This is a genomic window from Paenibacillus sp. J22P15 (genome assembly GCF_056269345.1).
The window spans coordinates 1-1,117 of sequence record NZ_JBWDNT010000047.1 but is presented as its reverse complement, the minus strand read 5'-3'; the positions used below and the strand labels follow the sequence as shown (position 1 = coordinate 1,117).

The window sequence follows — 1,117 nt, the reverse complement described above, 5'->3', positions numbered from 1 at the left end:
CCGCAAGGGAGCTAGCCGTCGAAGGTGGGGTAGATGATTGGGGTGAAGTCGTAACAAGGTAGCCGTATCGGAAGGTGCGGCTGGATCACCTCCTTTCTAAGGAAATACCCGGACCCGATGAGGTTCGGATAAACTTGGCAGTTTATCGCTTACTCGTTGTCAGTTTTGAAAGATTAATCATCTTTCAACAGGAAGACCAAAGGGAATACCCAAGGGCCTTTAGCTCAGCTGGTTAGAGCGCACCCCTGATAAGGGTGAGGTCGGTGGTTCGAGTCCACTAAGGCCCACCATTATCGACTCTGAGAAGTCGGTACCCATTATACTTTGGGGCCATAGCTCAGCTGGGAGAGCGCCTGCCTTGCAAGCAGGAGGTCAGCGGTTCGATCCCGCTTGGCTCCACCAATAATTTCACTTGTACCTTGAAAACTGGATAACGAAAGAAAAAGAATTGCTGAAACATCCTTTAGCTACATTGAATTAATTGTTAGTGAAGGTTGTTCGTGATTGATGCGACATCTTTTCGTTTTGTTTCAACCACTTGATCTCTTAGGAAATCAGGGAAATAAAATGAAAACGGCGCACAAGCCGAATCAACCGGAACGATAGGTTAAGCTAGTAAGAGCGCACGGAGGATGCCTAGGCACCAGGAGCCGAAGAAGGACGTGGCGAACAACGATACCGCCCCGGGGAGCCGTAAGCAGGCATTGATCCGAGGATTTCCGAATGGGGAAACCCAGCTGTCGTAATGGACAGTTACTACTAACTGAATACATAGGTTAGTAAGAGGCATACCAGGGGAACTGAAACATCTAAGTACCCTGAGGAAGAGAAAACAATAGTGATTCCGTCAGTAGCGGCGAGCGAACGCGGATTAGCCCAAACCAAGGAGCTTGCTCCTTGGGGTTGTAGGACGTCTCACATGGAGTTACAAAAGTGTTTGGTAGGCGAAGAGGTCTGGAAAGGCCCGCCAGAGCAGGTAAAAGCCCTGTAACCGAAAGCAAGCACTCTCCGAGACGGATCCTGAGTACGGCGGGACACGAGAAACCCCGTCGGAATCCGGCAGGACCATCTGCCAAGGCTAAATACTCCCTGGTGACCGATAGTGAAGCAGTACCGT

2 tRNA genes and 2 rRNA genes are annotated in these 1,117 nt (G+C 50.2%); all 4 read left to right on the top strand.

The window, feature by feature from the left end:
- A 16S ribosomal RNA gene (locus tag AC0YN6_RS30445) occupies window positions 1-96 on the top strand; the annotation flags it as partial.
- Window positions 97-213: 117 nt separating this feature from the next.
- A tRNA-Ile gene (locus tag AC0YN6_RS30440) sits at window positions 214-290 on the top strand.
- Between the two features lie 36 nt (window positions 291-326).
- Window positions 327-402 (top strand) — tRNA-Ala (locus tag AC0YN6_RS30435).
- A 203-nt stretch (window positions 403-605) separates the two neighbouring features.
- Window positions 606-1,117, top strand: a 23S ribosomal RNA gene (locus tag AC0YN6_RS30430); the annotation flags it as partial.